The sequence below is a fragment of the Pseudomonas iranensis genome (assembly GCF_014268585.2).
GTDB classification, from domain to species: Bacteria; Pseudomonadota; Gammaproteobacteria; order Pseudomonadales; family Pseudomonadaceae; genus Aquipseudomonas; species Aquipseudomonas iranensis.
The window spans coordinates 3,403,408-3,427,380 of sequence record NZ_CP077092.1; the positions used below are offsets into that span (position 1 = coordinate 3,403,408).

At 62.7% G+C, this 23,973-nt stretch carries 17 protein-coding genes; 12 read left to right on the forward strand and 5 right to left on the reverse strand.

Features of this window, described 5'->3' with window-relative positions:
- Positions 1-167: 167 nt before the first annotated feature.
- The 3 genes from HU724_RS15240 (at position 168) to HU724_RS15250 (ending at position 3,802) form a co-directional block, all read left to right on the forward strand.
- Positions 168-845, forward strand: a complete 678-nt coding sequence (locus HU724_RS15240; RefSeq protein WP_073476243.1) for a type 1 glutamine amidotransferase domain-containing protein — start codon at positions 168-170, stop codon at positions 843-845.
- A 102-nt stretch (positions 846-947) separates the two neighbouring features.
- Complete coding sequence (locus HU724_RS15245) at positions 948-2,069, forward strand: alkene reductase (protein ID WP_186569620.1); 1,122 nt, start codon at positions 948-950, stop codon at positions 2,067-2,069.
- Positions 2,070-2,263: 194 nt separating this feature from the next.
- Positions 2,264-3,802: a cryptochrome/photolyase family protein gene (locus HU724_RS15250; protein ID WP_186569621.1), complete on the forward strand. Its 1,539-nt coding sequence runs from the start codon at positions 2,264-2,266 to the stop codon at positions 3,800-3,802.
- Between the two features lie 6 nt (positions 3,803-3,808).
- Here the strand turns inward: HU724_RS15250 and HU724_RS15255 are convergent, their stop codons facing one another.
- From HU724_RS15255 to HU724_RS15265, 3 genes are all read right to left on the reverse strand, one after another.
- Positions 3,809-5,311, reverse strand: coding sequence for a sensor domain-containing diguanylate cyclase (locus HU724_RS15255; RefSeq protein WP_130901265.1), 1,503 nt, complete (start codon positions 5,309-5,311; stop codon positions 3,809-3,811).
- A 130-nt stretch (positions 5,312-5,441) separates the two neighbouring features.
- Positions 5,442-6,356 (reverse strand): LysR family transcriptional regulator, encoded by a 915-nt coding sequence (locus HU724_RS15260; RefSeq protein ID WP_186569622.1) that lies wholly within the window; start codon positions 6,354-6,356, stop codon positions 5,442-5,444.
- A 234-nt stretch (positions 6,357-6,590) separates the two neighbouring features.
- Positions 6,591-7,793: an MFS transporter gene (locus HU724_RS15265; protein ID WP_186569623.1), complete on the reverse strand. Its 1,203-nt coding sequence runs from the start codon at positions 7,791-7,793 to the stop codon at positions 6,591-6,593.
- Between the two features lie 12 nt (positions 7,794-7,805).
- On the opposite strand from HU724_RS15265, the gene HU724_RS15270 reads away from it, so the two are divergent.
- The 5 genes from HU724_RS15270 to HU724_RS15290 all read left to right on the forward strand — a co-directional run bounded on the left by HU724_RS15270 (position 7,806) and on the right by HU724_RS15290 (position 13,909).
- Entirely contained in the window at positions 7,806-9,359 is a 1,554-nt protein-coding gene (locus HU724_RS15270; RefSeq protein WP_367617186.1) for a c-type cytochrome, read from the forward strand.
- Positions 9,356-9,829 carry a (2Fe-2S)-binding protein gene (locus tag HU724_RS15275; RefSeq protein ID WP_186569624.1) on the forward strand — a complete coding sequence of 158 codons (474 nt, stop codon included), beginning with the start codon at positions 9,356-9,358 and terminating at the stop codon, positions 9,827-9,829. The genes HU724_RS15270 and HU724_RS15275 overlap by 4 nt, the downstream gene beginning before the upstream one ends.
- A complete protein-coding gene (locus HU724_RS15280; RefSeq protein WP_186569625.1) occupies positions 9,826-12,060 on the forward strand; it encodes a xanthine dehydrogenase family protein molybdopterin-binding subunit in 2,235 nt (744 codons plus the stop codon). The genes HU724_RS15275 and HU724_RS15280 overlap by 4 nt, the downstream gene beginning before the upstream one ends.
- 171 nt (positions 12,061-12,231) lie before the next feature.
- Positions 12,232-13,344 (forward strand): alkene reductase, encoded by a 1,113-nt coding sequence (locus HU724_RS15285; RefSeq protein WP_186569626.1) that lies wholly within the window; start codon positions 12,232-12,234, stop codon positions 13,342-13,344.
- An 88-nt stretch (positions 13,345-13,432) separates the two neighbouring features.
- The gene (locus HU724_RS15290) at positions 13,433-13,909 is read left to right on the forward strand and encodes a helix-turn-helix domain-containing protein (protein ID WP_016774798.1); all 477 of its coding nucleotides are present in this window, start codon (positions 13,433-13,435) and stop codon (positions 13,907-13,909) included.
- Between the two features lie 350 nt (positions 13,910-14,259).
- Here the strand turns inward: HU724_RS15290 and HU724_RS15295 are convergent, their stop codons facing one another.
- Positions 14,260-19,452 carry a trifunctional serine/threonine-protein kinase/ATP-binding protein/sensor histidine kinase gene (locus HU724_RS15295; RefSeq protein ID WP_437180361.1) on the reverse strand — a complete coding sequence of 1,731 codons (5,193 nt, stop codon included), beginning with the start codon at positions 19,450-19,452 and terminating at the stop codon, positions 14,260-14,262.
- Between the two features lie 313 nt (positions 19,453-19,765).
- Here HU724_RS15295 and HU724_RS15300 point away from each other — a divergent pair, with 313 nt between their 5' ends.
- Entirely contained in the window at positions 19,766-20,755 is a 990-nt protein-coding gene (locus HU724_RS15300; protein ID WP_186569627.1) for a response regulator, read from the forward strand.
- Positions 20,752-21,153, forward strand: a complete 402-nt coding sequence (locus tag HU724_RS15305; protein ID WP_225927621.1) for a response regulator transcription factor — start codon at positions 20,752-20,754, stop codon at positions 21,151-21,153. The genes HU724_RS15300 and HU724_RS15305 overlap by 4 nt, the downstream gene beginning before the upstream one ends.
- A 5-nt stretch (positions 21,154-21,158) precedes the next feature.
- Here HU724_RS15305 and HU724_RS15310 read toward each other — a convergent pair whose 3' ends face one another.
- Entirely contained in the window at positions 21,159-21,761 is a 603-nt protein-coding gene (locus HU724_RS15310; RefSeq protein WP_186569628.1) for a TetR/AcrR family transcriptional regulator, read from the reverse strand.
- Between the two features lie 139 nt (positions 21,762-21,900).
- On the opposite strand from HU724_RS15310, the gene HU724_RS15315 reads away from it, so the two are divergent.
- Both HU724_RS15315 and HU724_RS15320 read left to right on the forward strand, forming a co-directional pair.
- A complete protein-coding gene (locus HU724_RS15315; RefSeq protein ID WP_186569629.1) occupies positions 21,901-22,689 on the forward strand; it encodes an SDR family NAD(P)-dependent oxidoreductase in 789 nt (262 codons plus the stop codon).
- Positions 22,690-22,744: 55 nt separating this feature from the next.
- Positions 22,745-23,761 carry an NADP-dependent oxidoreductase gene (locus HU724_RS15320; protein ID WP_186569630.1) on the forward strand — a complete coding sequence of 339 codons (1,017 nt, stop codon included), beginning with the start codon at positions 22,745-22,747 and terminating at the stop codon, positions 23,759-23,761.
- Positions 23,762-23,973: the final 212 nt, after the last annotated feature.

Below are 23,973 nucleotides of genomic sequence, written 5' to 3' on the forward strand. Positions count from 1 at the left end.
ACCGGGAGTTTGCCATAACCGACGGGCAAAAACATTTTCTGAAAAAATTACTAGACGACTGGTCTAATTGGAAACTATGCTGCGCCCCGACACACAAATTCATGCGGCACCGACAACAAGCGAATCCCTCGCCTTCTGCCGATGCCAGACCAACCCAAGGGTGCTCTATGAAAATCTTGATGGTTCTGACTTCCCACGATCAACTCGGCAACACTGGCAAGAAAACCGGTTTCTGGCTGGAAGAGTTCGCCGCGCCCTACTTTGCCTTCAAGGACGCCGGCGCCGACGTCACCCTGGTATCGCCTGCCGGCGGCCAGCCTCCGCTCGATCCGAAAAGCGATGAGCCAAGCGCGCAGACTGCCGAAACCGACCGCTTCCGCGCCGATCCGGCCGCACAACAAGCACTGGCCACTACTGGCCGTCTGGCTGATGTGAAGGCCGAAGATTTCGACGCAGTGTTCTACCCAGGTGGCCACGGCCCGCTGTGGGATCTGGCCGAAGACAAGGCCTCGATCGCGCTGATCGAAGCCTTCGACCGCGCCAACAAGCCCCACGGTTTTGTCTGCCACGCACCCGGCGTGTTGCGTCATGTGGTGCGCGCTGACGGCCAGCCAATCGTCAAGGGCCGTGATGTCACCGGCTTCACCAATGCCGAAGAAGCGGCGGTCGGCCTGACTGACGTGGTGCCGTTCCTCATCGAAGACGAGTTCCAGCGTCTGGGCGGGCGCTATTCGAAAGTCGCCGATTGGCAGGTGCATGTGGTGGCTGACGGTCAACTGGTCACCGGCCAGAACCCGGCCAGCTCCGCCGCCGTTGCCGAAAAGCTGTTGAAGATGCTCGGCTGAATTCCTCGCTCCAACTCGATCAACGCCGCGTGCGTACAGCCCGGCGTTGTTTTTTTGCCCAGTCACTAGTCGACTGGTCTAATCAGATTCAAGGCTTACTCCATGAATAACGCTTTTTTCACGCCCGCCAAATTGGGCAACCACACCCTGAAAAACCGCATCGTTCTGCCGCCTCTCACCCGCCAGCGCAGCACACAACCGGGCAATGTCGCCAACGAGTTGATGGCCGAGTATTACCAGCAGCGCGCCGGTGCCGGTTTGCTGGTCACCGAAGGCACGCAAATCGAACCGCGTGGCCAGGGTTATGCGTGGACGCCGGGCATTCACACGCCGGAGCAGATCGCCGGTTGGCGCAAAGTCACCGAGGCGGTGCACGCCGTGGATGGCGTGATCTTCGCCCAGCTCTGGCATGTCGGTCGGGTCTCGCACACGGCGTTGCAGCCCAACGGCGATGCGCCGGTGTCAGCCTCTGCGGTCGCCACGGATCGCGTCAGCGTGTTCATCGAAACCGCGCCCGGTGTCGGTGAACTGGTACCACCATCGGCTCCGCGCGCGTTGAGCACCGATGAAGTGCAGGAACTGATCCAGCTGTACATCCAGGCCGCGCGCAACGCGATGGATGCGGGTTTCGACGGCATCGAACTGCACTGCGCCAACGGTTATCTGGTCAACCAGTTCATCTCGGCCCACAGCAACCTGCGCACCGACCAGTACGGCGGGTCGCTGGACAATCGCTTGCGCTTTTTGCGCGAAGTGGTGGCCGGCGTCGCCGAATGCATCGGCAAGGACAAGGTCGGTGTGCGTTTCGCGCCGTTGTTCACTACCACCGATGAAGCGCGGACATACCTGGGCCTGGTCGAGGAAGATCCGCACACAACTTACATTGCGGCGATCAAGATTCTCCAAGACGTGGGCATCGCCTACCTGTCGATCGCCGAAGCCGACTGGGACAACGCGCCAGCGATGCCGCAGACCTTTCGCCAGGCGGTGCGCGACACGTTCAGCGGCGCGATCATTTATGCCGGTCGCTACACCGCCAAAACCGGCGCGCAATTGCTTGAGTCGGGGCTGGCCGATCTCGTTGCGTTTGGCCGACCATTCATGGCCAACCCGGACCTGCCGGCGCGGATTGCCAATGACTGGCCGTTGAACCAATTGAACCCGGCGACGGTGTATGGCGGTGGTGCCGAGGGTTATATCGATTACCCGACCTACCCCGCTTAAGAACCCAAAACAAGTTCCTGTGGGAGCGAGCCTGCTCGCGAAGGCGGTGGGTCAGTCAGCATTTGTATTGACTGACAGGACGCTTTCGCGAGCAGGCTCGCTCCCACAATGGGATGTCAGTGGCTGCTAAACCTATACATAACAAACAATCTGTATAACTATTGGAGTTCGAATCGCTCACCGGACTTCGCTCCATGCCCCCTGCCCACCGCTTGCTCCTGATCCTCGGCGACCAGCTGTCATTCGACCTGGCCTCCCTGCAGCCACTCGATCCCCAGCAAGACCTGTTGCTGATGGTCGAGGTCATGGAGGAAGCGACCCACGTCGCTCATCATCCGCAAAAAATCGCCCTGATCTTCAGCGCCATGCGCCACTTTGCCGAGGCGTTGCGCGACAAAGGCTGCCGCGTCCAGTACGTCACCCTCGATGACCCGGACAACAGCGGCTCAATTCCCGGCGAACTACAGCGCTGGCGAACCCTCACCGGCGCCGACGAAATCCACATCACCGAATGCGGCGACTGGCGCCTTGAGCAATCAATCAAAGATTCGGGCTTGCCCGTGCACTGGCATTCAGACCGCCGTTTCCTCTGCTCCCGCGAAGAGTTCTCCAATTGGGCCAGCGGCAAGAAACAGCTGCGCATGGAGTTTTTCTACCGCGAGATGCGGCGCAAGAGTCGGCTGCTGCTCAATGGCGACGGCACGCCGGTCGGCGGTGCGTGGAATTTCGATGCGGAGAATCGCAAGGCCCTGTCCAAACACGCCAAACCGCCCTACCCGGCACGTTTCGCCAATGACGCAATCACCCAAGAGGTGCTGGCATTAGTCGGCGAGCGCTTCGCCACGCATTACGGCACGCTGGATGACTTCAACTACCCGGTGACCCACGCCGACGCCCAGGCCTTGTGGCAATACTTTCTCGACTATGCGCTGGCCGGCTTCGGTGATTACCAGGACGCCATGGCCAGCGACGAACCGTTTTTGTTTCATGCGCGGATCAGTGCCGCGCTGAACATCGGCCTGCTCGATTCGCGTCAGCTGTGCAGCGATGTCGAGGCGGCTTACTGGTCGGGGAGCATAGGTCTCAACGCGGCCGAAGGCTTCATTCGGCAGCTGATCGGCTGGCGCGAATACGTGCGCGGTGTGTACTGGCTGAAGATGCCGGATTACGCCGAGGGCAATGTGTTCGGCAACACGCGCCCGCTGCCGGAGTTCTACTGGACCGGGCAGACACAGATGAACTGCATGCGCCAGGCCATCGGCCAAAGCCTGCAACATGCCTACGCTCACCACATCCAGCGGCTGATGGTCACCGGCAACTTTGCCTTGCTCGCCGGGATTGCGCCGAAGGAAATCTGTGAGTGGTATCTGGCGATCTACATGGACGCCTTCGACTGGGTCGAACTGCCCAATACCCTCGGCATGGTCATGCACGCCGATGGCGGTTATCTCGGCTCCAAGCCTTACTGCGCCAGCGGCCAGTACATCAATCGAATGTCGGATTACTGCGGCGACTGCGCCTACAAGGTCAAGGAAAGCAGCGCGGACGATGCCTGCCCGTTCAATGCGCTGTACTGGCATTTCCTCATGCGCCACGGCGATATCCTGCGCGGCAATCAGCGCATGGGCATGATGTACAAGAACCTCGACCGCATGCCGCTGGCCAAGCAGGATGCACTGTGGCAACGCGGACAAATGCTGTTGGCGAAACTGGATAGCGGCGAAGCTTTCTAGTGCGCCTCAGGCCTGCCCGGCCATCCCGTTGCGCCCCGCCGCTTTCGCCCGGTACAGCGCCTGATCGGCGGTCTGGATCAACGCCGGCAGCGAATCCAGCTGCGCGCCCGTCCCCACCGCCATACCGATACTCACCGTAATCCGAGCAAACGGACTGCCCGGGTGGGCGATGTTCGCCTGCTGCAAACGCTCGAGCATCAGTTGCGCCACCACCGTCGCACCGGCGCTGTCGGTGGCCGGCATGATCACCGCCATTTCCTCGCCACCGTAGCGCGCGACCAGATCCGAGGGGCGTCGCACGCAGCCTTCAAGAATCTTGCTGACCGCTTGCAGACAGGCATCGCCGGCGACGTGGCCCAATGCGTCGTTGAACAATTTGAAGTGGTCGATATCGATCATCAGCAAGGCCAGCGAGGTGCCGTCACGCTGCGCGCGCCGCGCTTCCACCGTCAGCGTTTCATCGAAACAGCGGCGGTTGGCCAGGCCGGTCAGCGCATCCTTCAGCGCCAGTAATTCCAGTTGCCGATTGGACGCAAGCAGCTGCTGCTGGGCATCGCGCAAGGCTTCTTCAGCCTCAGTGCGGCGGCGGATATCGAGAATCAGGAACCAGCCGATCAATCCGGTCAGCCCCAACAGTCCGATCACTACCACCGCCGACAACGCCGCTTCGATGCGCCACGCCGCCAGCGCTTCGTCCTTGCCCAAGGCCACGGTGGTGATCAGCGGCAGCGTTTCGCTTTTGCGGAACGCGTACAGCCGCTCGACACCGTCGAGGCTGGAGGTGTAGGAGGCAGTGCCGACCGAGCGGTCAACGAGGTATTTGGCGTAGATCGGCGATTTGGAGAAGTTGCGGCCCATGTCCTGCTCGCGGAACGGGTAGCGCACCAGCAGCGTGCCATCGGTGTAAGACAGACCGATCGCGCCGTCCTGGCCAACGTCGAGTTTGCCGAACACGCGCAGGAAGTTTTCCACCCCCAGCGTCACCGCTACCACGCCAGCGAACTGCCCGCCATCGTCGTTGAAGCGCCGACTGATAGTCACCACCCATTCGTGATTGGCACGGCTCTGGATCGGCGGGCCAATGAACGGCTCGCGGCTCGGGCTGTCACGGTGGTGAATGAAATAGGCGCGGTCGCTGCTGTTGGCGCCCTCGGGAATCGGTCGGTTGGAGGACATCAGCCAATGCCCGTGCCGGTCATAGATGATGATGCCGCTGAGCTGTGGCATCAGCGCCTGCTGGCGGTCGATCAGGCTCTGGATGCGCTGAATCTGCGCCGGGCCGTTGCCCTCGGTTTCCAGACGTTCGACCAGCCCGAGCAAGAGCAGCGAGCTTTGCCGGACGATGCCTTCGGTGTAGGTGTTGAGCGCCTGGGTCAGGTTGAGGCCATGCACGTCGACTTCCGCCAGCGCACGCTCGCGCGAAGACCAGACTTTCCAGATCGTCAGCGAAGTCAGGGAACAGCCAATCACCAGCAGCAGGAGCATTACAAGGCGAGTATCACGCTTCACGTCAGTACCTTAAGGAAGTCCGGGATCCATTCCAGCCATCATTCGAACGTCGGCACTCACGGCGGCCACGTGTTCCGGGGCGCAAGCATACAAGCAGTGTGCAGCGGCTGCAGCAACAGAGTGTGCAGCGCTAAGCGGCGGGTGCGGCGGGTTTGAGGATTTCCACGAGAAAATCGATGAACACGTTGATCCGGCTCGACCCACGGTGGTTGGGCAGGTACAGCGCGTTGATGCAACTGCTGGCGTTGCCGGGGTTGACTTCATAGTGTTCAAGCAAGCGCGTCAGGCGTCCGGCGGCGACGTCATCGCGCACCAGCCAGTCCGCCAGTAGCGCCACACCGCCACCGCCAATTGCCGCTTCGCGCAGGATGTCGGCGTTGTTGCTTTGCAGGCGACCCTGGACGTTGAGCTGAATCGGCTCTTCGTCGCCCTGAAAGGTCCAGTGGTGATGGCTGCCGCCGTAATCGAAACGCAGGCATTGGTGCTCAAGCAGATCCCGCGGATGCTCAAGCACTGCGCTGCGCGCCAGATAATCCGGGCTGGCGACAATCCAACGCTGAAAGTGGCCGACGCGCTTGCTGACGATGTCTTCGCTGACCACCGTCGAGCCGAGCCGCACTGAAACGTCGATCTGCTCGCTGAGCAAATCGCTGACCTGATCGCTCAGCGACAGGCTGATCTCCAGCCCGGGATGGCGTTCAAGCAAGCGGCTCAGGTGCGGCGCAATCAGTCGCCGGCCAAACTCCACCGGCACGCTGATGCGCAAGCGGCCCTGGGCATCACTGCCACGATCGGCGACCACCGCATCGGCTTCGTCGATCGCATCGAGAATCGCCACGGCCTTCTCGAAATAGGTCTGGCCGGCGACGGTCACGCTGGTATTGCGCGTGGTGCGATTGAGCAGGCTGGCGCCCAACTCGTTTTCCAGCCCGGCCACTTGCCGTGTCACCGAAGACGTCGAAATCCCAAGCTTGCGCGCCGCCGAGGAATAGCCCCCGCAGCGCACGGTTTCAACAAACATCTTCAAGGCCAGCAACTTGTCCATAAGCGGGGTCCGGTGGTGAGGGAACGCCGCTGATTGTGCATCAGCGCCCGCCACACGTCTTGTATCGTCGTGCTTCAGGGCGCTCTCTGCAAAATGCATGTTCATCTGCTCCTGAAAAAATCGGGAAATCACACCGCCCCCTGTGGGAGCGAGCCTGCTCGCGAATGCATTCGGCCAGGCAGCCATTTATCGACTGACACTCCGCCATCGCGAGCAGGCTCACTCCTACATAATTCAGCTGTGCTCAGCATTGCGCCCCAGGAACAACGCCAGCGCCAACGCCGGCAACACCGCCACGGCAACGGCCGAGAGATTCCAGCCGAAGTGTTCGTACAGCGGGCTGGCGACCAGTGAACCGAGCGCGCCGCCGACGAAGATGCTGGTCATGTACACCGCATTCAGGCGTGCACGGCTGTGCGGGTCGAGGGCGTAGACCTCACGCTGGCCGAGGACCATGTTCAATTGCACGGCAAAGTCCAGCAGCACCGCACACACCACCAGCCATACGTAACCACTGCCCGGCAGCGCGGCGATCAACAGTGACAGCGGCGCCAGCAGCAACGCCACCAAGGTACCGCGACGACCGTGCCCGGCATCGGCCAGACGTCCGGCAATCGGCGCAGCGATCGCACCCACCGCGCCGACCAGAGCGAAGATCGCCACCTGCGCCTGGCTGAAACCGTGGTGACGCATCAGCTCAATTGGCGCGAGGGTCCAGAACAGGCTGAAACTGGCGAACAGCAAACCCTGATACAGCGAACGCTGGCGCAACACAGGAAAGCGCCGGGCCAGGGCAAACACCGAACCGATCAAGGCGACATAAGTGGCTTTGTGCGTCGGCACCCGGCGCGGCAATGCCACAGCGGTAATCAGCGCGATCACCGCCATCAGTGCCGCCGCGCTGTAAAACACCCCGCGCCAGCCGAACACTTCAACCAACAGACTCGACAGCGGCCGCGACAGCAGAATCCCCAAGAGCAGGCCGCTCATGATGTTGCCGACCACGCGCCCCCGGCTGGCTTCCGGCGCCAGATGCGCGGCCAACGGCACAAGAATCTGCACCGCCACCGAGGTCAGGCCGATCAGCAAAGAGAGCAGCAGAAACAGCGACGGCGAATGAGTCAGGCCAGCACACAGCAGCGTGACACTCGCAGCGAGGGTGAAGCCGACCACCAGACGGCGGTTTTCCATCAGGTCGGCCAGCGGCACCAGCAGCAACAAACCCAGCGCGTAACCGAACTGGGTCAGCGAGACGATCAGGCTGGCATTGGCGCTGGACAGGCCGATCTGCGGCGCGATCAGTTCGACGATGGGCTGCGCGTAATACAGGTTGGCGACGACCGCGCCGCAGCAGAAGGCCAGAAACGCGACCATCAGGCCGGAGAGTGAAGCAGGCTGTTCGGCCGGGGCCGCAACGGCAGGGTTGCCCGTAAGCATGGTGACACCTCGTTGAGTTCGGGAAAGTTGTGCCAAGGCTACGGTCAGCCGGCGGGGGCGAGAATCCGTGCCACTGGCAACGCACTGATGCGTGGCGCGCAACGTTGCTTGTGGCGCAACGCGCTGTTGCGCGGGCCGGTGATTCTCCGCTGCAAGGGTCTTCTCTACGCTTTGGCCCTGGCGCTGACGTCCGCATCGGCGCCCTTCCCCGGCTGCTACAAGGAGCGTTTCCATGACCCGCACTGCACTCGTCCTGCCACTGTCCGCCGCGTTTTTCTGCCGACCATGAACAGCCATTTGCTCAAATCCAGAACCCTGTGGATCAGCGTCGGCGTGCTCGCGGTGCTCGGTCTGATCATCGCCGTCGCGCTGATGTGGCGCCCGGCGATCGCACCAATCAAACGGCCGACGTCATTCGATACTGCGCAGTTGCAACGCGGCGCACGGGTGGTCGAGGCCGGCGACTGCGCGGTGTGTCACACCCGCCCCGGCGGCGAATACCTGGCTGGCGGGCTGCCGCTGGTGACGCCGTTCGGCACGCTGTACAGCACCAACATCACCCCGGATGCGCAGACCGGGATCGGTGAATGGTCACTGCCGGCCTTCGAGCGGGCGATGCGTGAAGGCATTGCCCGCGACGGCCACTTTCTCTACCCGGCCTTTCCTTACGTGCACTACCGGCGCATGAGCTCCGAAGACATCGCCGACGCCTATGCCTACCTGATGAGCGGCCCCGCCGTACACGCCCCGGCGCGGCAGAACCAGATGAACTTCCCGATGAACATCCGCCCGCTGGTGTCGTTCTGGAATCTGCTGTTTCTGCATGGCGAGCCGCTCACGCCGCAGGCCGAACACAGCGCGGCATGGAATCGCGGACGCTATCTGGTCGACGGCCCGGGCCACTGCGCCGGCTGCCATTCGCCGCTGAACCTGATTGGCGCGGAGAAATCCTCGCAATATCTTCAGGGCGGCAGCGTCGATGGCTGGGAAGCGCCGGCCCTGGTCGGCCTCGGGCAGCGCGCCAATCCGTGGAATCGCGAGCAATTGGTCGGCTATCTGCGCGCCGATGTCGTCGATGGCCACGGCACACCGGCCGGCCCGATGCGCCCGGTCAGCCTGAGTCTGGCGCGCTTGCCGGCCAGTGAGGCCGAGGCGATTGCCGACTACCTGCTGAGCCTGAAAAACCCGCACACGGTGAGCGAAATCACCGCGCAAAGGCCGCCTAGCAGTCCAGCGGATCACAGCAGCGGCGCCCTGCTCTTCAGCAGCGCCTGCGCCGGATGTCACGCACCCGCCGCGCCGATGCGTGAAATCGACGGCCGCCCAGGCCTGCCAAGCACTTCGGCGCTGCAAGCGGCCAGCCCGCGCAACTTTCTCAAGACCGTACTCGAAGGTGTGCCCGCCATTCCCGGCGCGCCCGGCCCGGTGATGCCGCCGTTCGCCGCCAGCCTCGACAACGCCCAGCTCGGCGCCCTCGCCGCGTATCTGCGCGAGCAAGCCAAACCCGAGCAGCCATGGACCGACCTTTCTTCCACTATTGAAGCGTTACGTCAGGAGACGAAATGAGCCAGATCACTCTCACCGTCAATGGAGCCGCCCAAGCGCTGGAGCTGGAACCGGACATGCCGCTGCTGTACGCGCTGCGCAATCACTTGAACCTCAACGGCGCCAAGTACGGCTGCGGCCTGGGCCAGTGCGGCGCGTGCACGGTGATCGTCGACGACCAGCCGGTGTTCGCCTGCCTGACGCCGTGCGCCGGCCTTGAAGGGAAAAAGATCCGCACCGTGGAAAGCCTCGGCAGCGCAGAGAAACCCGGCCCGTTGCAGGCGGCATTTATCGACAAGCAAGCGGCGCAATGCGGTTACTGCATCGCCGGCATGCTGATGCGCGCGCAGGCGTTGCTCGAACGCGATCCGCACCCGGACGAACAAACCATCCGCGAACACATGGCCGGCAATCTGTGCCGTTGCGGCACGCACTTGCGCATCATCGAGGCGATCAAGCAGGTGGCCGGGCACAACGGGAGCCGGACATGAGCGAAGCAAACGGCTTGAACCCCAGCCGCCGGGCCTTCCTGCGCGGCGGCGCGCTACTGATGGCCTTTACCCTGATGCCGGTAGCGCGGCGTGCCTTGGCCGACACCGAAGTCGACACCCTCGGCACCGTGGTGCTGGCGCCCGACCTGCCCGGCAGCTTGCGCACCAACCCATACCTGGACGCGTGGATCCGCATCGGCGCCGACGGCATCACCGTGTACACCGGCAAGGTCGAACTGGGCACCGGGGTGAAAACCGCGCTGCTGCAAATTGCTGCCGAGCGTTTGCAGGTGCCGGCCAGCGCAATCAACTTGCTCACCGCCGACACCGCACTGACGCCCAACGAAGGCTACACCGCCGGCAGCCACAGTATTTTCGACAGCGGCACCGCGCTGTACAACGCGGCCGCCCAAGTGCGGGAAATGCTCGTCGAGGCCGCCGCGCGCAACTGGCAAGTCGATGCTGCACAACTAAGCACTCGCGACGGCATCATCGAAGGGCCGACTGGTCAGCGCATGGCATATGCCGACGCGGTCAAGCATGTCGATGTGCACCAATACGCCAAGGCGCAATCACCGGCGATGGCGGCGGCCGACTTCAAACTGATCGGCCACAACCTGCCGCGCCTGGACATTCCGGCCAAGGTCAGCGGTGGCGCGGCATTTGTGCAGGACATGCGCTTGCCGGGCATGTTGCATGCGCGGGTGATTCGCCCGCCGCGTCCCGGCTGCACGTTACAGGCGTTCGATACGTCATCCATCGAGGCGTTGAACGGCGTGGTCAAAGTGATTCGCGACGGCAACTATCTGGCGGTAGTCGCCCATGATGAGTGGCAAGCGATCAAGGCCATGCGCGCCGGCATGGAAAGTGCCAAGTGGAGTGGCGGCGAGGCGATTCCCGAAGCCGCCGGGATTCACGATTTGCTCAAGCAACTGCCCTCCAAGCGCTATCCGATCAGCAACAACGGCAATGCCGGCGGCGCGACCGAGACGCGCTTCAAGGCGCGGGTGACCAAGCAGTATCTGATGCACGGCTCGATTGGCCCGTCCTGCGCGGTGGCCTGGTTCAACGATGGCGTGCTCACGGTGTGGACCCACACCCAGGGCGTCTATCCGCTGCGCGCAGGCATCGCCGAAATGCTGCGGCTGCCGCCGGACCGCGTGCGCTGCATTCACACCGAAGGCTCGGGTTGCTACGGTCACAACGGCGCCGATGATGCCGCCGCCGATGCCGCGCTGATCGCCATGCGCCTGCCGGGCACGCCGGTCAGGGTGCAATGGATGCGCGAGCAGGAAAATCTCTGGGAGCCGTACAGTTCGGCGATGGTCACCGAAGTCGATGCCGGCCTCAGTCAGGGCCGTTTGCAGGACTGGAACTACGAGCTGTGGACCACGCCGCACAACGAACGCATCGTCAATGCCGGGCGCCTGCTGCCGGCACGCCTGTTGGCGAAACCCTTCGCCTCGGCGCCGTCGGTGCCAATCGCCCAGCCCGAAGGTGATGGCGATCGCAACGCGGTGCCGCTGTACGAGCTGGGCGCGACGCGGATCAACATGAATTTCGTCACCACCATGCCCTTCCGCACTTCGGCCATGCGCTCGCTCGGTGCGCACATCAACATCTTCGCCATCGAGGCAGGTATTGATGAGTTGGCGATCAAGGCCGGGCTCGATCCGCTGGCATTGCGTCTGGCGCATCTGCGCGACCCGCGAGCCCGTGCCGTGATCGAGCGCGTGCGTGACGAAATCGGCTGGCCCCACAAGAGCAGCGAACCCGGCGCGGGGATCGGTTTTGCCTTCGCCCGCTACAAGAACATCATGGGTTACTGCGCCCTTGCGGTGAAACTGTGGGTGCATCCGCAGACCGGCGAGATCCGTGTCGATCATGTGGTGACAGCGGTCGATGTTGGCCAGATCGTCAGCCCCGATGGCCTGCGCAATCAGGTCGAGGGCGGCATCGTCCAGTCGGACAGCTGGACGCTCTACGAAAAAGTCGCCTACGACGCCGGCGGCATTCGCAGCTATGACTGGAGCGGTTATCCAATTCTGCGTTTCACGCAATTGCCGAAAAAAGTCGATGTGCACCTGCTCGATCAACCGGGCGAACCCTTCCTCGGTGCTGCCGAAATTGTGCAAGGGCCAATGGCTGCTGCCCTCGGCAACGCGGTCAGCAATGCCACTGGCCGGCGCTGGCTGAATCTGCCGCTGACTCGCTCGAACCAACCCGCCTGAACCACGCCCGCGCTCATCAGCGATGAGCGCGGATGCCGTTGCGTTGCGCGCAAAACTGCGTAGCGCCGGCCACGGATTATCAGCCCCGCCACCCCCGGTTAAGTTACCTGTACAGCGCGCGGCACCTGGCTGCCGCGCTTGAACCCTACTCATCGAAATCCGGAGCTACCCATGACCCGTCGCCTGTTTCAACCCATCGCACTCGGCCCTTACACCCTTGCCCATCGCGTGGCAATGGCGCCCCTGACCCGCTCGCGCGCTGGCCAGCCGGGCGACGTGCCGACTGCAATGAACGCCGAGTACTACCGCCAGCGCGCCAGTGCTGCGCTGATCATTACCGAGGCCACGCAGATTTCTCAGCAAGGCCAAGGCTATGCGTGGACGCCGGGGATCTACACCGATGCGCAAGTGCAGGCCTGGCGCGAAGTCAGCACCGCGGTGCACGCGGCTGACGGCCTGATCTTCATGCAGCTGTGGCACGTCGGCCGGGTTTCCCACCCGAGTTTCCAGCCTGACGCCGGTTTGCCGGTGGCGCCAAGCGCCCTGCCAGTGCCGGGCAAGACCTTTATCGTCGATGAACAAGGCAATGGCGTGTGGGGTGATGTGCCAGTGCCGCGCGCGCTCGAAACGGCGGAGATCGCCGACATCGTCGAAGACTATCGCCGCGCCGCGCGCAACGCGTTGAACGCTGGCATGGACGGCGTGGAGATCCATGCCGGCAACGGTTATCTGCTCGATCAATTCCTCAACAGCAACAGCAACCAGCGTGAAGACGCCTATGGCGGCAGCGTGGAAAACCGTGCGCGGTTTCTGCTCGAAGTGGTCGCCGCCGTCGCTGATGAGGTCGGCGCCGAGCGCATCGGCGTGCGTCTGACGCCGATGGGCCGCTTCATGGGCATGGGCGATGACACGCCCGAAGCGACCTTCGGTTATCTGGTCGAGGCGCTCAACCAGTGGAATCTGGCCTACCTGCATCTGGTCGAGCCGGCCATGGTCGGCACGGTCAAGGACGAAAACTTCGACCCGCGCTGGGACGCGATCATCGCCCAACTGCGCCAGACCTGGAACGGCGTGCTGATCCTCGCTGGCGGTTACGACGCCGAGTCCGCCGAACAGGCATTGAAAGCCAATCGCGCCGACATCATTGCCTTTGGCCGGCCATTTTTGGCCAACCCGGACCTGCCGCGTCGGCTGCACGATGGGCTTGAGCTGAACACGCCGGATCCGAGCAGTTTCTTTGGCGGCGATCAGCGTGGTTACGTCGATTATCCGTTTCACGCCTGAGGCTTGGGCTTCATAACTTTTAAGGTTTGTTTAAGGACTTTAAATAAAGCCTGCGGCCAGACTTTGCCCATCGATCAGGAGAGCCGCCATGAACCCGCAATCGGTGAAGTCAGACCCTTCCTGCCACCTGGCGCGCCCACTGGGCGCACTGTCCGGCTGGCAGGAACGCCGCGCCAAGGCCTACATGCTGCACGATCTGAGCCGCAGCCTGCGCGTCAGCGAGATTGCCGAACATTGCAATCTGTCACGCAGCCACTTTTCCCGGGCGTTCAAGATCGTCACCGGCTGCTCGCCTCAGGAATGGATGCTGAAGATGAAGATCGACAAGGCCAAAGGGCTGTTGCTGACCTCGATGGCGATTACCGAGATTGTTTATGAATGCGGATTTTCCGATCACTCGCACTTCACCCGCACGTTCGGGCGCATGGTGGGCATGCCGCCGAAGGTCTGGCGCCAACTGATGTGCGGAGCGCGGGTGGCGCTGGTGGATGCGGATGTGTGGCGGCTCAGCGATGGGTTGCTGAATTCGACGATGGGCCAGCGGTTGACGGAACTGCGGCCCTGAGTCGGATTTCAAAGGGTTTTGTTCACTCCTCCCTTTTGGCCGCGATTTTTCGCGGTTTTTTTTGGCAGCGAATTGGCGGTCGGCGTTGCGATCGCGGTGAATTCACCCCTCACCCCAGCCCTCTCCCTAGGGAGAGGGGGCCGATTTGTGGGCTTTTCCAATCCTGAGTTCACCTCGGACTTTCACGTCGGCGTATCTCCCCCAAACACCTCGGTCAGTCCCCTCTCCCACCGGGAGAGGGTTAGGGTGAGGGGCTGTTGTTTTTGCCAACCCTGAATTCAACTCGGTATTGCAAGTCGGCGTACGTCGACCAAACACCTCGGTCAGTCCCCTCTCCCTCCGGGAGAGGGTTAGGGTGAGGGGCTTTTGATCCTGGCGTCCGGCGCAAGCGGCAATCTGAAGCAGATCCGCGCGCCCTCTTCGCTGTCTTCCACGCGCAACGTCCCGCCATGGGCGCCTATTACCGTTCGGCAAATCGCCAGGCCCATGCCCATGCCGCTGCCCTTGGTGGTGAAGAACGCATCGAAAATTTCTTCACGCTGATGCTCGGCGATCCCCGGCCCGTTGTCTTGAAAAGCCACGCAGACCTGCCCATCGGACAGCGTCGACTCAATCACCAGGCGCCCGTCAGTCACGCCCTGCCCAGCCATCGCTTCCAGCGCGTTGACGATCAGGTTGTAGATCACCTGCTGGATCTGCACCCGATCCCCGAGCACCGGGTCAGCAGCGTTGAGTTGCGTGTGCAAGCTCACCCCGCGATTGTGCACATCGCTGGCCGTCAGTTGCACGACCTCACCGATCAACGCGTCAATCGACACCGGCAATCGTTGCAACGGCGCCTGCCTGGCCAAGGCGCGCAAGGCCTGGACGATCTCGGTGGCACGGGCGCTGTCGGAGCGGATGTCTTCCAGTCCCTGAATAGCCTCGTCGAGATCAGGCGTGTCGCGCTTGAGCCAGCGCAGACTGGCCGAGGCGTTCGATGAAATCCCCAGCAATGGCTGGCTGATTTCGTGGGCGATCGAGGCCGACAGTTCGCCCATCATTTTCAGGTGCGAGTTGCGCGCCAGTTCCGCCCGCGAGCTGCGCAAGTCGGCTTCCATCTGCGCGCGCAAGCGGTTGTCTTCGACCAGTTGCGCATACAGCCGCGCGGTCTGCAGCGACACCGCTGCCTGCGAGGCGAGGATTTCCAGCATGGTCAGGCGTTCGGCGCTGAACAGCTTCGGTACCAGGCTGTTTTCCAGATACACCAGACCGATCAGCGCGCCCTGCTTGAGCAACGGCAGGCACATCAGCGAGCGCGTCTGCCGTTGCTGCAGATCAGCGCTGTAGGCTTGCGGGCAGTCGGCGCGGGCATCCTCAAGCACCAGCGGCGTGCGCGTGCGCATGGTCGAATTGAGTACTGAAACCGGCGCGATCTGCTCCAGCGAGCGATCGTTGTCCTGACTGACCCGCACGTTGCCCGCCTCGACATGCGCGGCAGCGGCCAATTGCAACTCACCCTCGGCGACCAACAGCAGCGCGCCGCGATCGGCACCGGCCTGAATCATCAAGTGATTCATCAAGGTCTCCACCAGCCGATCGAGCAACACCTCTTGCGAGACCGCGCGTGCCGCTTCAATGCCGACTTCCAGATCAAGGCGCACCCGCGTCACCGGCGTTCCCGCTTCCAGGGAATGCTCGTGGGCGAGAAACGGATGCTGCGCTTCGAGCTGCCGCGCCTTGGCTTCAGCGCCCCACAGCACATAGCAGTCGCGCGCCACACGCAGGTGATGATGCGTGCCGGAGACCAGGCCGTTGGTCAGGCAGACCTCGGCCAGTTGTTCATGGGCCAGTGCTTGCTCATGGATAAACCCGGCAGCGGCCGCCGCGATTTGCGCTTGGTCGAAGCAGCGAATCGCGGCCAGCCCTTCGCCGCGCACGCGGGCCATCGCGCCTTCGATCAGCAGCAGTTTGTTGCTGAAGGTCGAAGGATTGAGCTCGACCCATGGCAGAAAACGCTGCCGTTGCTGCTCCAGCTTCTGCAGTTTTTCGGCAACAGAGCCCGGCGCCTCGGGACTGGCCAGTGCCAAGCTGTAGAACAGGTAGTAATGCGCCAGATCAATGTGCGCCGGCAGCGACCAGGTCAGCGCCTCGGCGTCTTCGAAACGGCGCAACGCGTAACGCACTTCACCGAAATACAACGCCGACATGCCCGAATACAACCACATCCACAACAGCGTCGGCTGTGAAACGCGGTCGCGATGCAGCGGGCCGAAGCGGTCATGTTCCAAAGCATCCAGCATTGCGATCGAACGAGGCTCAGGCCCATTGCGCAAATCGCTGGCAAACGCCTGTTGCGCCAGGAGAATGCGCTCGATGTCGATGTAGTGAAACTGCCGCACCCAACTCAGGCCGACGTCCAGCTCGTTCAACACGTTTGGCAGCGGCTCGCCCATGAACAGCAGATCGGAGCCGATGTGGTTGCAGGCGTAACACGACATGCCCAGATCGCCGCCGGCCTGACCGCACTCAAACGCGGCGAAAGCCTTTTGCCGCGCGTAAGCCATCGGCCGGGTCCATGCGCTGACCTGATCCAGCGCCACCAGCGTGCCGGTGCGCCCCGCCTCATAGCCGTGCAGATCAGTCAGTTCCAGCGCCAGTTCGGCGAAAGCAACACCGTCCAGATATTCGCCATAACGGTCGGCGATCATCACGCCGTACCAGGCGAAACCGTAGCCGCTGCTCGGCGTGGTGCCATGGAGCAAAGTCAGTTCGACCATCTTCGCCAGGTGCAGAAAAGCAATGTCGTCCTGCACGAAGAACGAGGCGATCAGCGTGCTCAGCAGCTCCATGGCCACTTCGATTCGCGGCTCGTTGGCTTTGGGCAACGCCGTCAACTCAGCGATCCGTCGCGCACCGACCAATTGCCGAACCCGTTCGAACGCTTCGCCCAGTTGCGCCTTCGAGGGTTGTCGCTGCAGGTCGATGTCGAGCAACGCAAGACCGGCCAGAGCTTCGCCGATCGCGCCGTGGTAATCGGAATGCAAGGTGCGCAGGCTGGCGCGCAGGCGGTAGGTTTTCGCCCGGTCCAGCACGGTGGCAGCGTGTTCCAGGCAATCGTCAAGACGCTGTTGCGCGCCGGGCAGATCCGCCAGCAACATCGCGCAGTCGGCTGCCAGCCAGCGCGCCGCGAAGGCTTGCGGGTAGAGCTGCGTCCAGCCGTTGTCGCCGAGTAACACCTCGGCGCTGCGCAGATAATCCACGGCCTGCTCGACAGCGGCACTATCGCGGGCGCGCTCGGCAGCTTCGAGCAATAACTGGATGAATTCAGCGCGTCGAGGCGCTTGCAGCGCATTGCCGGCGCTGCGCTGAATCTGACTGGCGATGTCGAAGACGCGCGCCTGCCGCTGCTCGCCGCATTGATCGAGCATGGCGGCCGCGATGCGCGCATGCTCAGCCGAACGCCCGGCCGGTGCGGTCAGCGCAGCGGCGGCTTCCAACACCCGATCGTGGGGAAACACCAGTTGGCTTGGCTCGCGCAGAAGAAATCCGGCGCTGACCAGATAATCCACGTCACGCAGCAATTGCGCCGGATCGTCCCCCAGCAAATCGCCCAACAGCGTTTCGTCACAGCGGCCACCGACATAACCCGCGGTGCGCAACACTTCACGGGCACTGGCCGGCAGACGCTGCAAGCGTTGCACCATCAATTCGGCCACGTTGTCGGCGTAGCGATAGCCGTTCACTTCGGCCTGATTCCACACCCAGCGCCGCGTCGTCGCGTCGAAACGCAGCAGACGCTCGTCCACCAGCGCGCGCGCCACCTGGCTGACGAACAACGGATTGCCGGCGGTTTTGAAGTGCACGACGCGGGCCAGCGCCTCGAGGTTGTCGACGTCAGCATCGAGTTCGACCGCCATCAGTTGCGCAACGGCCTGCACCGACAGCGGCCCTAGTCGAAGGTCACTGACTGGCAGCGCGGGTGCTCTGCGCATCTCATCGAGCCAGCCGCCCAGATGCTCCGTCAACTCGCCCTCGCGATACGCCAGAACCAGCAGCAGATGCCGCGTCGGTCGGGCGATAAAGGCTTTGAAAAACGCCTGCGTCGAGTCGTCAGCCCACTGCAAGTCGTCGATAAACAGCAGCAGCGGATGCCCCGGTTGCGCAAAGACTTCGAGCACATCGAGCAGCGCCCGATTGACTCGATCCAGGGCGTGGCGCGCCGGCATGTTCGGCAGTTCGGCGGTGGCGCCAATCAGCAGTTCGGCTTCCGGCGCCAGGTCCAGCAGCAAGCGGCCACGGCCCTTGAGGGTTTCGCGCAGTTGCTCGGCCAAGGCCTGCAAGGCCAGCGTGGGCTTGGTCAACACTTGGCTGATCAGAGACTGAAAAATCTGCGCCAGTGGCGCGAAGGGCCGGTCATTGTTCAGCAGTTCGATCTTGCCGCTGGCCCAATAACCGGGTGCCTGGCTACGCAGGACTTGCTGGATCAGCGTCGACTTCCCCGCTCCCGGTGCGCCGGCAACCAGCAGCACGCGAGCAATGCCGTCGCTGCGCACGCGCCGGATCTGTTCAAGCAGTTGCTGACGTTCGTCGTCACGACCAAACAGCACATCGCCGCGCGTGGCCGTTGCGCGAGCGTCGAAAGCGCCGAGGCGGAACGCTTCGATCTGACCTTTTTTCTGCCATTGACGCAGGCACCAGGTCAGATCGGCGGCCAGCGATTCGATGCTTTGATAGCGCGCGTCCGGCTCCTTGGCCAGGCCTTTGAGCAGCACATGACAAATGCCTTGCGGCAGGTCGGGTTGGTATTGCGCTGGCGACAAAGGCTGGACGGCGGCGTGCACATGCAACCATTGCGAGGCGTCGCGAGCGATCAGCGGCGGGCGCCCGGTCAGCGCCTCGTAGATGATTGCCGACAGCGCATAGACGTCGCTGCGCTCATCGCAATCGACGCCGTCGCGCTGCAGCTGTTCCGGCGCCAGATAAGGCCAGTGTTCCAGGCTCGGCAGTTCGGTCGCCGGCGTTTCCTGCGCGTGGGTGTGAAAGCCCATCAGCCTGACGCTGTCGTCAGCATCGACCAGCAGATGCCAAGGCAATAAAGAACCCTGTGGGAGCGAGCCTGCTCGCGAAAGCGGTGGGTCAGTCAAGGGTGATGTCGGCTGGAGTGACGCTTTCGCGAGCGCTCCCACAGGGTTTTGCGGTGTTTCCGGATGGCGAGAGTGGACCAGCGCATTGGCGGCGGCGACGGCGATATTCAGCACCCGTCCGAGTGGTAAGCCGGCGGCGTCGATCAGTCCAGCCAGCGGCGCGCCCCATTGCGGGTAGACCAACACCGGCCCGTCCGCCGAGCGAATCAGCGCAAGCGGGTTCAGCGCCCACTGCGAAGGCAACTGCAAATGGAAATCACGCTCCAGCCGCTGGCACAGCGCCGGACGCTGGATCGGCGCACGCACGGCGAACCAGCTCTGGCCCGAGCGGCCGTCTTCAAGGCTGAACCAGGTCAGTTCATGGTCACGGCGCAGCAGACTGAACCGACAGTTCTCCAGCCATGCTTCATCGAGCATCGGCGCATCGGCCGCGCGGGAAATTGCAGATGAGGATGGCTGGCCGGGCATACGCATTCACCGCTGGAAATGGGATTCAGGCTGGTGGCGAAGTATACCCAGCGTTTTTTTGCCAGAGGGCCAGCCGCTGCGCTGATGTCCGTCCGCAGCCTCAAGATGGCCGTCCAGAGCCTTGCGCTGCTGTTTCTTGCGCTATAGAAGCGCACGTCTTATCCCTCGGGATAATTGCTTTATGCCAGGCCGTCCCCTAGCGTAAGAGCCTGATAACCCGGCGCCCGCGCCCTGTCCTTCTCACCGCAACGCAGAGGCCTGCATGATCCGACTCGGCCAAGCCACGATTTCTTTGGAACGGCGCGAAGCCTTTCTCGATGGCCGGCCCTTGCGCATGGGCGGGCGGGCGTTCGAAATACTTTCGGTACTGATGCAGGCCGATGGGCGCATCGTCAGCAAGGACGAGCTGATCAATCAGGTGTGGCCGGACATCGTCGTCGAAGAGAACAATCTGCAAGTGCAGATTTCCTCGCTGCGCAAACTACTCGGGGAAAAAGAAATCATCCAGACGGTTGCCCGTCGAGGTTACCGATTATTGAAAGACCGCGAACCCAAACTGCCCGTGTTCAACGCCCTGGCCTCGGCGCCGATGGTGGCGCAGCCGCCGTTGGTCGATACGCAATCGGTGCCGGTGTTCATCGTTGACGATGAGGCCTGCGTGCGGACCGCGCTGAGCCGCTTGTTGCGCGCCGAAGGCATCGAACACCGGATTTTCCAGTCCGCCGAAGAACTGCTCGAGGCCGACATCGCCAATGGCCCGGCGTGCCTGCTGCTCGACGTCAGCCTGCCCGAAACCACAGGCCTGCAATTGCAGGCGGCGCTGAACGAGCGCGGCTTGCCGTGGCCGGTGATCTTCATGACCGGCCACGGCACGATTCCGATGTCGGTGCAGGCGATGAAGGCCGGCGCGGTGGAGTTCCTGACCAAACCATTCGATGACGATGAACTGCTCGGCATTCTGCGCAGCACCCGTCAACACGCCGCGACGGCGTTCAATCAATGGCAACGGGTTCAGCACGTGCGGCAATTGGCGGCGCAGCTGACACCGCGTGAGCGCGAGGTGCTGCCGCTGATCGTCGGCGGTCTGTCGAACAAACAGATCGCCAACCAGTTGGGCACCAGTGAAGTGACCGCCAAGGTTCATCGCAAACACATCATGGCGAAGATGCAGACCCGCTCGCTGGTCAACCTCGTCGAACTCTACGGACTGATCAGCGCTGCGCCTTCGCCTGGCCCATCGAGCCTGTCGTGAGCGCCCCGGCGGGTCGCCCGACGGCGATCGAAAACACCCCACCGACGATTGTCTGCATCGTCGATGACGACGCGTCGGTGCGCAAAAGCCTGTCGAATCTGCTGCGTTCGGTCGGTTATCGCGCGCAGGTTTATGCCAGTGGCGAAGCGTTTCTCGCCGAAGCCGACTTCGCCGAAATCGCCTGCCTGCTGCTGGATCTGCGCATGCCCGGCCTGTCCGGCATCGACGTGATGCGCCAACTGCCGCGACAGTTTCCGGTGATCTGCATGTCCGCCCATTGGGACGAGGCGGCGCTGGCTGAGTCCGGGCATTACCAGGCGTTTGAATGCCTGTGCAAACCCTTCGAAGAAGAGGTTTTGCTGGCGGCACTCGATAAGGCCCTGCACCGCCAGCACTGATCGCTTCAGCTGTCCTGCGTGGCTTCTTCCGCAGTTTCGATCGCGGGCAGCGACGCAGTCATCGAAGCGTGACACACCGCCAGAATCTCATCGGCCAGCGCCGAATCATCCGGGCAGGCCCGCGACAGCATGATCGCCCCGACGGCGTGGGCCAGCAGGTCGATGATCCGGGTTCGGCCCTCACCTTGCGGTGCATCCGCTGCCGTCGGGTATTTCTCGCCGAGCGTCTGCAACGTGCGCTCGATGCCTTCAGCGAACGCCGCTTTCACGTCCCCGGACTGCCGCGCCGCATCGCCGCACAGCGCTGCCATGGTGCAACCGGTGGAACGGCCATCGCGATGCTCGCGCGACACGTACACATCAATGAAATCCTGCACGCTCATGCTTTCGGCGGCGGCCGTGGACTGCGCCAGGCTGTTGGCCGAGGCTTCGGCCATCAGGTCGGCTTTGGAGCCGAAGTGCTTGTAGAAACCGCCGTGAGTAAAACCGGCGGCCGCCATCAGGTCAGCCACGCCGACCCCGTCATAACCGCGTTCGCGGAACATCACCGAAGCGGTTTCGACAATGTGCTCGCGATTGGCCTGAGCCTGAGCTTTGGATACGCGCATGTTGAATACCTCCAGCGCTGAAAAATCATGCGCCGATGATACATAGATGTTGGCCATAATCAAAACCATTGACAGTTTAGAGTTTGATCATCATCTTAAAGGCCCGCAAACAAACTTTTTCTGAAAAAGAGCCCACACCATGACTACTCGCCCTACTGTTCTGATCACTGGCGCCTCCTCCGGCATCGGCGCGGTTTACGCCGCACGTTTCGCCCAGCGCGGGCACGATCTGCTGCTGGTCGCCCGTGACCAGACGCGCCTGGACACCCTTGCTGCCGGTTTGCGCGCTGAGCACAACGTCAATGTCGAAGTGCTACAGGCCGACCTGACGCAACTGAGCGACCTGCAAACCGTCGAGGCGCGTCTGCGTGACGACGCGCGCATCGGCATCCTCGTCAACAATGCCGGCGCGGCGCAGTCCGGTACCTTCATCGAGCAGAGCACCGACAGCGTGGCGCAACTGGTCGCGCTGAACACCACGGCGCTGGTGCGTTTGGCCAGTGCCATCGCCCCGCGCCTGGCCAAGGCCGGCGACGGCGCGATCATCAACATCGGCTCGGTGGTGGGCCTGGCGCCGGAGTTCGGCATGTCGGTGTATGGCGCGACCAAGGCGTTCGTGCTGTTCCTCTCCCAAGGCCTGAGCCTGGAACTGTCGCCACAAGGCGTGTACGTGCAAGCCGTATTGCCTGCGGCCACCCGCACGGAAATCTGGGATCGCGCCGGTATCGACATCAACACCCTCACCGACATCATGGAAGTCGGCGACATGGTCGACGCCGCGCTGGTCGGTTTCGACCGTCGCGAAGCCGTGACCATCCCGCCGCTGCACGAAGGCGAGCGCTGGGATGCCCTGCAAGCTGCGCGGCAAGGCCTGTTGGGGCAGATTCGCCAGTCGGCTGTTGCGCAACGTTATCTGACTCAGGCCTGACCTCATCCAGACCCGCCGCTATGTCGGCGGGTTTCTATCGACAAGAGCATCTGCAATGAAGGCATTTTTCATCGAGCGCTACGGCAAGCAGAACGGCCGGATTGGCGACCTGCCCGAACCGCTGGTTGGCGCCCACGACGTGCTGATCGAAGTGCGCGCCAGCAGCGTCAATCCGCTGGACCTGAAGATTCGCAGCGGCGAATTCAAGATGATCCTGCCCTATCAAATGCCTTTGATATTGGGCAACGATGTCGCCGGCGTGGTGCTCAGCACCGGTGCGGCGGTCAAGCGTTTCAAGCCGGGCGATGAGGTTTATGCGCGTGCGCCTGAAAACAGGATTGGCACGTTTGCCGAACGCATCGCTGTCGACGAACAAGCGATCGCGTTAAAACCCGCCAATCTCGCCATGACCGAGGCGGCTTGCATGCCGCTGGTGGCGTTGACGGCGTGGCAGGCACTGGTCGAAGTCGTCAACGTGCAAAAAGGCCAGAAGGTGCTGATTCACGCTGGCTCCGGTGGCGTTGGCACGGTCGCCATTCAACTGGCCAAACACCTCGGCGCTTTTGTTGCGACCACGACCAGCACTGCGAATGTCGCGTGGGTCAAGGCGCTGGGCGCTGACGTGGTGATCGATTACAAGCAACAGGATTTCGCTATTGAGCTGCGCGACTACGACGTAGTGCTCAACAGCCTCGGCGGCGATGTCCTGGAAAAATCGTTGCAGGTGTTGAAACCTGGGGGGCAGCTGATTTCCCTGTCAGGGCCGCCGACTGCGCAGTTCGCTCGGGAGCAGGGTTTGTCGTGGCTGCTCGGGCTGGTGATGCGTCTGCTCAGCAGTAGTATTCGGCGCAAGGCGCGCAAGCGTGGGGTGGATTATTCGTTTCTGTTTATGCGTGCCGATGGCGTTCAGTTGCAAAAAATCACTGCGTTGATTGAGGCAGGAGTGATCAAACCGGTGGTTGATCGTATTTTTCCGTTCGATCAGACAGGCGACGCCTTGCACTACGTTGAACAAGGTCGGGCCAAGGGCAAGGTTGCCATCGCGGCCAACCTCAAAAGCCCCTCACCCTAGCCCTCTCCCGGAGGGAGAAGGAACTGACCGAGTTGTTTGATGGAGTGATTCCAACCTGCAATACCGAGGTGAACACAAGTTCTGAAAAGCCACCAATCGGCTCCCTCTCCCCGGGAGAGGGCTGGGCGGGCGGCGTTCCGATGAGGGGTGAATTCACCGCGGTATTTGGCCATGTGCATTGCAATAGCAAGCCCAAGTTGCCCCTCCTGCTG